Annotated in this window: 8 protein-coding genes; 4 read left to right on the top strand and 4 right to left on the bottom strand. The window is 36.7% G+C overall.

What is annotated here, in order from left to right:
* Nucleotides 1-417: 417 nt before the first annotated feature.
* From uxuA to ACST15_RS07250, 4 genes are all read left to right on the top strand, one after another.
* Nucleotides 418-1,608, top strand: coding sequence for a mannonate dehydratase (gene uxuA, locus ACST15_RS07235; RefSeq protein ID WP_459453994.1), 1,191 nt, complete (start codon nucleotides 418-420; stop codon nucleotides 1,606-1,608).
* Between the two features lie 140 nt (nucleotides 1,609-1,748).
* Nucleotides 1,749-2,153, top strand: a complete 405-nt coding sequence (gene rpsL / locus ACST15_RS07240; protein WP_109324130.1) for a 30S ribosomal protein S12 — start codon at nucleotides 1,749-1,751, stop codon at nucleotides 2,151-2,153.
* A 72-nt stretch (nucleotides 2,154-2,225) separates the two neighbouring features.
* A complete protein-coding gene (gene rpsG / locus ACST15_RS07245; RefSeq protein ID WP_109324129.1) occupies nucleotides 2,226-2,693 on the top strand; it encodes a 30S ribosomal protein S7 in 468 nt (155 codons plus the stop codon).
* 138 nt (nucleotides 2,694-2,831) lie between these two features.
* Nucleotides 2,832-3,239, top strand: coding sequence for an RrF2 family transcriptional regulator (locus ACST15_RS07250; RefSeq protein ID WP_109324128.1), 408 nt, complete (start codon nucleotides 2,832-2,834; stop codon nucleotides 3,237-3,239).
* Nucleotide 3,240: 1 nt separating this feature from the next.
* On the opposite strand, the gene ACST15_RS07255 is transcribed toward ACST15_RS07250, so the two are convergent.
* The 4 genes from ACST15_RS07255 to ACST15_RS07270 all read right to left on the bottom strand — a co-directional run.
* Nucleotides 3,241-3,972, bottom strand: coding sequence for an RluA family pseudouridine synthase (locus tag ACST15_RS07255; RefSeq protein WP_459454004.1), 732 nt, complete (start codon nucleotides 3,970-3,972; stop codon nucleotides 3,241-3,243).
* A 710-nt stretch (nucleotides 3,973-4,682) separates the two neighbouring features.
* On the bottom strand, nucleotides 4,683-5,342 hold the full coding sequence (locus ACST15_RS07260; protein WP_459453995.1) for a hypothetical protein: 660 nt from the start codon (nucleotides 5,340-5,342) through the stop codon (nucleotides 4,683-4,685).
* A 40-nt stretch (nucleotides 5,343-5,382) separates the two neighbouring features.
* Nucleotides 5,383-5,682, bottom strand: a complete 300-nt coding sequence (locus ACST15_RS07265; protein ID WP_459453996.1) for a hypothetical protein — start codon at nucleotides 5,680-5,682, stop codon at nucleotides 5,383-5,385.
* A 176-nt stretch (nucleotides 5,683-5,858) separates the two neighbouring features.
* Nucleotides 5,859-6,073, bottom strand: a 215-nt coding sequence (locus tag ACST15_RS07270; protein ID WP_459453997.1) for a response regulator transcription factor, incomplete at its 5' end; no start/stop codon positions are given.

The raw sequence follows: 6,073 nt of genomic DNA on the forward strand, positions 1-6,073 counted from the left end.
GATATTAAAGAAAGTATATAAATGCTTGATTACAAAAACCTTGCTTAGTTTCTAGGCAAGGTTTTTTTTGTCCATATTCCTGGTTAAAATAATCAAGTTTTTCATATTTTATTGAGTAGGAAAGGCTAATTTTGTGCTCTTTAGCTTATATTCTGAGATATATTAGATTTTGATTGGGATATGGATTTGGATAAGGATTTTGATTTAGATTTTGATTTAGATTTGACAACTTTTCAAAAGTTGTCAAATCTCAAGGCTTAGGCCTCAAGGCTTGAGCCTAAACCCTAAACCCTCAAGCCTAAACCTTGAGCCTCAAGTCATACGTTTTCAAAACCAGGCACAATAGGCATAAGTTGATTAGTTGGTGCTTGAGCTAATGATTTAATTTTAATAAATAAGAGATAAAAAAAATAGACTATGGCATTAGAACAAACTTGGCGTTGGTTCGGACCGAATGATCCGGTTAGTTTATCAGACGTCCGACAAGCGGGTGCAACCGGCATTGTAAACGCACTGCATCAAATCCCAAACGGAGTAGTATGGGAGTTGGCAGATATTTTAGAGAGAAAACAAATTATTGAAAAGACGGGTTTAACGTGGTCGGTCATTGAAAGTATTCCGGTTCATGAGGATATCAAAACTCGGTCGGGCGACTTTAAAAAGTACATTGAAAATTATAAGCAGTCGATCCGAAATTTAGCAAAAGCTGGTTTGGATACTGTATGCTACAATTTCATGCCAATTTTAGATTGGACAAGAACAGACCTAGATTTTGAGTTGCCTGATGGTTCAAGAGCCTTGCGTTTTGATGCAGCAGAGTTTGCCGCGTTTGAAATGTTTTTATTGAAAAGACCAGGCGCCGAAAATCATTATATACCTGAACAGATTCAACGCGCTAAAACTTGGTTTGATCAGTCAAGTCCTAGTCAAAGAGAAAAATTAATCCGCAATGTCATAGCAGGGTTACCGGGAAGTGAAGAGAGTTTCACTTTGGTTTCCTTTCAAGAAGCATTGGATACCTATGCTCATGTGGGAGATCAGGAGTTGAGAGAGCATTTGTATGAATTTATTCGTGAAATTACTCCTGTAGCTGAAGAGTCAGGCGTCAATTTGTCTATTCACCCCGATGATCCTCCTTATCCAATTTTAGGCTTGCCCCGAGTGGTAAGTACAGAATCTGATGCCAAGCAATTATTAGCCGCGTATGAGAGTCGGAATAATGGATTATGCTTCTGTACGGGAAGTTATGGAGTTCGGGAGGATAATGATTTGGTAGGAATGGTAGAGCGAATGGGTGACCGAATCAACTTCATTCATTTACGAGCTACTCGTCGAGATGAATTTGGGAATTTCTATGAGGCCGACCATTTGGATGGAGATGTAGATATGTTTGGTGTGATGAAGGCGCTGGTTTTGGAGCAAAAAAACCGAGTGGCTCAAGGTAGAAAAGATATCAGAATGCCGTTTAGGCCAGATCATGGACATAAAATGTTGGATGATTTGCAAGTAGGTAAAAAGACCAATCCAGGTTATACGGCAATTGGAAGATTAAGAGGACTAGCCGAGCTTAGAGGATTAGAGATGGGTATTGAGGGATTTTTAAAATAAAATTCCAAAATGATGTTTTGAATTCTATTTCTAATTGCTAACTTTGCACCCCCGTTACTATGGCATTACTCTGTCCAAATGAGTTTAAGCTATTTAAGGGAATAAAAAAAGATTTAAAATTTAAACGGTAATTATTTAAAATGCCAACTATTCAGCAATTAGTGCGCAAGGGCCGTGAGCAAATGACTTGGAAATCTAAGTCACCAGCTTTGGATTCTTGTCCACAAAGAAGAGGAGTTTGTACACGTGTGTACACAACTACTCCAAAGAAACCAAACTCAGCTATGCGTAAAGTAGCTCGTGTTCGTTTAACCAACCAGAAAGAGGTGAATGCCTACATTCCAGGTGAGGGTCACAATTTGCAAGAGCACTCAATCGTATTGATTCGTGGTGGTCGTGTAAAAGACTTACCAGGTGTACGTTATCACATCATTCGTGGAGCATTGGACACAGCCGGTGTATCTGGTCGTTTACAATCTCGTTCAAAGTATGGTGCAAAGCGTCCTAAACCAGGTCAAGCAGCAGCTCCAGCTAAGAAGAAGTAATTTTTTTTAACACAAAGATCCAGTATGCCTCGGTGAAGGCAGAAGGTTGGGTCGACATTAAACATTAACACCATGAGAAAGGCGAAACCAAAAAAGCGCTATTTATTGCCAGACCCTAAATTTAGGGATGTATTAGTAACTAAGTTTGTAAACAACTTGATGTATGACGGTAAAAAATCAGTGGCATTCACTATTTTTTACGATGCTTTAGATAAGGTAGAAGAGCGTACTAAAGAGAATGGATTAGAAACTTGGAAAAAAGCATTAAACAATGTAATGCCATCTGTTGAAGTTAAGAGTCGCCGTGTTGGTGGAGCTAACTTCCAGGTTCCAACGGAAGTGCGAGCTGAACGTAAAGTTGCGTTAGGAATGAAATGGTTAATTGGATATGCAAGAAAAAGAGGTGATAAGACAATGATGGATCGCTTAGCGAATGAAATCATTGCTGCATCCAAAGGTGAGGGAGCTGCTGTGAAGAAGAAGGATGATACGCACCGTATGGCGGAAGCGAACAAAGCGTTCTCACACTTCCGTTTTTAATGAATGATTTTTTGGAAAGGCCAACCGCAAGGTTGGCCTTTTTTATTTATGCTGATTTTTATCACAAATGGAGAATTTGGCAAATCTTGATAAAATGTTTAGCTTTGAACAGTTCCCTATTTAATTCATTATTATCGTATGATTTCTAAGAAAGCAAAGTATGCTTTGAAGGCGTTAAAAGTATTGGCTCAGGCTTATGAAAAGGGGCCTTTGTTGATTTCACATATTGCTGAATCCGAGAATATCCCTAAAAAGTTTTTAGAAGCTATTTTATTGGAGCTAAGAAATCATGGTATTCTACAAAGCCAAAAAGGTAAAGGGGGAGGATATTATCTACGTATACCACCAAGTCAGGTGACCTTTGCGAAAATTATTCGAATTGTGGATGGCCCCATTGCACCTGCTCTTTGTGTATCTCTACATTTTTATGGCAAGTGTGATGACTGTGCCAATGAAGAAACCTGCAAATTGCGTTCGGTTCTAGCGAAATGGCGTGATGCTAACCTATCTGTTTTGGAAAAAACTACTTTAGAAGAGCTGATCTAGGCTATTCATATAAATGATCTAAATTCTTTTCTTTTACCTCTTCCGAATCTAGCTCTAAGAATTCTTCCCAGAATGGATTGTTTGGTACTGCGGCTTTGCAGATGATTGGCGTTTTCTTGATGGGGTGAACGAAATACAATCGTCGAGCATGTAAATTTATGCTACCATCTGGATTCGGGCGGTCGTAGCCATATTTGATATCACCTCGAATCGGGCAACCTAGCGTAGCTAATTGAACCCGTATTTGATGTGGTCTACCCGTAATAGGTTCAACTTCGATTAGGTAGTGAAGGTTAATCTTGCCTAATAATTTGTAATTCAATTCCGCTTTTTGTGCCTTGTCCTCAGGGTAATCATAAGCAGTAGTAGTATTTTTGGATTCATTTTTTAAAAGCCAATGGGTCAGCTTCCCTTTCGTAGGATCTGGCTTTCTTCTTGTTACCGCCCAATAGGTCTTTTGAATTTCTCTTTTACGAAACAGTTCCATCATACGTTCCAAAGCTTTGGAAGTACGGGCAAATACGACTAAGCCACTGACAGGGCGATCTAGGCGATGGACTGGATGTAAGAAAACCGCTCCTGGTTTTTGGTATTTTTCCTTGATATAGTCCTTCAATACATCGGTCAAAGTAAGGTCGCCCGTGCTATCTCCTTGAACTAGTATTCCCGCTCTTTTATTGACAATTAGGAGGTGATTGTCTTCGTATACAATGTGGTAGTCTTTCATTTTAATCAATCAGCAAGACTTGAATGGACTTAGTCTTGCGATGACAAAGGTAGGACAATTAATTTGTAAAATTTTTCAGAGGCAGAATAGAATGGAGCGTCCCTGAGTAAAAAGCATCCATTCTATGCCATAAGTTGTCTATTGATTCATTTTTCACATAATCAATTTGCTGATTCAATTCGATTCATTTTTCCCTTTTTTCAAGAATAAGCTCATTATTCCTATGTTGATAATGGCGAAAAGAATGAAATCTATTTGCCATTCATTTGTTTTCTGTTGTCCAAAATAAATAAGGCAACCAATAATGAAAATAAAATAGAGGATTGAAGCTACCGTCGGTGGAAATTTAAAATACAATTTTCTATTAATTGTAATTATTATAACACCTGTAATAAAATAGATGATAGATTGAGTCAGTAGTTTTTTCCAAAACAAAGGATTCAAAACATGATTCGCAATAATGACATCATTTATGTGTTTGCCAAGTATAAATAGGATGAGATAGAATGAGGCTGGCCATGGCATTTTAGGTATGTTCATCGTTTTATACCAGCTTGAGTTTTTTGCAATATTTAAAAATTACTAAACAAATATTTGTGTCCTATTTCTGAAAATTAATTTTTTGATGTCAGGTATTCGTATTTGAGCTAAGTGAAAAGGCCAGGCGAAAAAAAACCAAGTTAAATTGGTGAAAATTTTGGCTTCGACTTTTTGTTTTATTCATTATCTACGGATATGCGAATCATGGGACCAATGCGCCCTTCCTGAAAAGAATCAAAAATAATCCATTCGTTCTGGCTAGTTGGACGGAAAAAAAAGCGTCTCTTGGTGGAATATTTACCCATTGCTATTCGATCGGTTTCTCCTGTGATGACATTGGATTTATTGAAAAAATTGATGACAACCGCTATACCTTCTTTAGGAATACTTATATCATTTGTCTGAATGTTGAATTTAGTCCAGCCTTCATGGTTGGCAGAGTAGACAAGTTCACGTTTATTTAATAAAGTGGATGGAAGGGTATCCTTGCCAACAGTAAACAATAAAATCTGAAAGATATATGTTGGTGTAAATTTTTGGTCAAAATAAATAGAAATGGAGTTTAGTTTCTTTCCAATTATTTCTTCTTCATCAAAAATTATTCCTGTTTGATGAGGAGATTTTGTTAAAAACGAATAATGTCTTTTTCTGGAAGGTTTTTCAGTTTCAAAATGACTTATTTTTTTCGCAGTTATTTTGACCTCTTGCAGCAGAGCTGATTTGGTCGAATCAGAGTCTGTTTTATCATTTTCTAGATTTTGATTAGCGACCGCAGTTAAAAAGCTCGAAAAAGTAAATGACAAAAATATAATAAAATGAAGTATGTTGATTTTCATTGTCTATTAAATATTAGTATTATCAATTTGTCATTTATTATTAATCTGGGCAATTACCTTCTTCCGTTCTAATCCTAGTATCAATTTTAAATCCAAAGAAATATTTTACATCTTCAAAATAATAGACACATCTTTTAGGGTCAGGTAAATGTGAATGACCTACTCCCTGAGATCCTCCATCTAAACCACAATTTGAATAACTCCAACCAAAAAATTTCCAATCAGGTTCACATGGATTTGGAGCTTCATAACCTAAGGCAATCAATGGGATACTGACAACAGCTAAAATAACAAATAGTCTTTTATATTTTTTTACAAATAGTATTACAAAATTTCTCATTTTTTAATTCACTAAAAATTACCCCTACTCTTTTCTGGTTTTTCTGGTTTTACCAATGTTTGCAAACATGGAGTAAAGCTGCTGGAAAAATAAAAGAGAATAGTAGGGAAAGAAGTCCTACTTTAATCAAGAAGTTGATAATTTACTTTAAGGCCTGGGGGAGAACCTCTGGCAAGCTATATTTTGATATTTCGAATGATTTTTCTGAATTCTATTTTGCCATGACTACCAATCTTACGGGCAATGTTTTCTCGATGTTTTTTGGTGGTATGAAGAGAGATGTCTAGATCTTGAGCAATCTCTTGAGATGTTAGTCCTTGTTGAATCAGGGTAATAATAGCTTGTTCACGGAGAGTAAAAATCTCTTGTTGGATATTCTTTGACATGATGA

Source organism: Aquirufa sp. Wall-65K1 (assembly GCF_054558475.1).

Bases quoted from the DNA above. Each gene is read 5' to 3' on its own strand.
- uxuA (WP_459453994.1), top strand. From the start codon at position 418: ATGGCATTAGAACAAACTTGGCGTTGGTTCGGACCGAATGATCCGGTT.
- rpsL (WP_109324130.1), top strand. From the start codon at position 1,749: ATGCCAACTATTCAGCAATTAGTGCGCAAGGGCCGTGAGCAAATGACT.
- rpsG (WP_109324129.1), top strand. From the start codon at position 2,226: ATGAGAAAGGCGAAACCAAAAAAGCGCTATTTATTGCCAGACCCTAAA.
- ACST15_RS07250 (WP_109324128.1), top strand. From the start codon at position 2,832: ATGATTTCTAAGAAAGCAAAGTATGCTTTGAAGGCGTTAAAAGTATTG.
- ACST15_RS07260 (WP_459453995.1), bottom strand. From the start codon at position 5,342: ATGAAAATCAACATACTTCATTTTATTATATTTTTGTCATTTACTTTT.
- ACST15_RS07265 (WP_459453996.1), bottom strand. From the start codon at position 5,682: ATGAGAAATTTTGTAATACTATTTGTAAAAAAATATAAAAGACTATTT.